The following is a 1,402-nucleotide window of genomic DNA, read 5'->3' on the forward strand; positions in this document are numbered from 1 at the left end:
TATTGTGGGAACAAAATACCACAAAAGGAACTGAAAAATATGCAGATGAGCTTGTAAACGACATTAAGGAGTTAAGGGCAAAAATTGCTACAATTGAAGTAACGCCTGATTTAATGGTTACAGGAGCGATTGACTTATTAAATGAAGTTTCGACTCAAAAAATCACTGGAGAAGAAGAAGTGTTCTCACATACTGATTTATACGACTTTAGAGCAAATATTGAAGGGGCTCAGAAAATTTTTGAACTATTCAGACCTAAATTAGAACAAAAAGATGCTAAGCTCGTAACAACTTTAGATACAGAATTTAAAGCAGTAAACCAACTTCTTGACAAATATATGACAGATGACAAAAATTATAAATTGTACACAGAATTGAAGCCAGAAGATACAAAAGCTCTAGCTGAAGCAGTTACTAAACTTGGAGAACCTTTATCGCAAATGGGAATCGTAATAGACGCAACTCCTAAGAAATAATGTACTTATTCGGTAACTAATATGTTTAAGTATCATTGGATAAGGAGTTAATTCTCCTTGTTAAATTAAACGTTTAGATTATCGGACACATCTTAAAATAACTTACAGTATAAAAGAGGTAAAATAATGAGTGACGAAAATGATAAAAAATGGTTTGACAAAAAAATATCACGTCGTGATTTTTTGAAAAAAGCTGGAATGGTAGGAGCTGGAGCCGCAATTGGAGCAAGTGGAGCTGGCGCTATTTTTGCCAACATGTTTAGCGGTAAAGCAAATCAGGTTGTTGGAAATGAAAAGATTTCATTTTATGGGGAACATCAGTCAGGAATTGCTACTCCTGTTCAAAAAAACGTCTATTTTGCGGTATTAGATTTACATTCTACGGATAGGGAAGAAATAAAGCAGATGTTTAAGGACTGGACAGATTATTCTGAAAAACTTATGAAAGGTGAACTTGTAGCTCCAGAACTTGCAAATCATCTAGTTCCTCCACTGGATACAGGAGAAACAGTGGGATTAAATCCATACCGTTTGACAATAACTTTTGGAATAAGTCCATCTTTTCTGGATAAATTGAAAATGGATAATAAGAAAATGGAAGAATTTAGGGATTTGCCACATTTTCCGAGGGATCAGATAAAGGATAAGTACAAAGGCGGAGATATTTGTATTCAGGCTTGTGCGGATGATGCGCAGGTAGCATTTCACGCTGTGAGAAATCTTGTTCGTAAAGGTCGTGCCTTAATTACTTTAAAATGGACCCAAGCTGGTTTTTTACCAATTGGTAATGGAAAAGAAACTCCAAGAAATCTTTTTGGATTTAAAGATGGAACGGAAAATCCAAAAAATAATAATGATTTTAAAAATGTTGTCTGGTATGATAAAGATAATTGGCTGAAAAATGGGACTTTTCTTATTGTAAGACG

General features: G+C 34.3%; 2 protein-coding genes. Both read left to right on the top strand.

Annotation, left to right across the window (positions count from 1 at the left end; translation table 11 throughout):
- On the top strand, positions 1-476 hold a 476-nt coding region (locus Q0370_RS00055), incomplete at its 5' end, for an EfeM/EfeO family lipoprotein (RefSeq protein ID WP_299570398.1).
- A 126-nt stretch (positions 477-602) separates the two neighbouring features.
- On the top strand, positions 603-1,402 hold an 800-nt coding region (locus tag Q0370_RS00060), incomplete at its 3' end, for a Dyp-type peroxidase (RefSeq protein WP_299570401.1).

Origin of the sequence: uncultured Leptotrichia sp. (assembly GCF_938036635.1) — a bacterium.
In the GTDB taxonomy this organism is placed as follows: Bacteria; Fusobacteriota; Fusobacteriia; order Fusobacteriales; family Leptotrichiaceae; genus Leptotrichia; species Leptotrichia hongkongensis.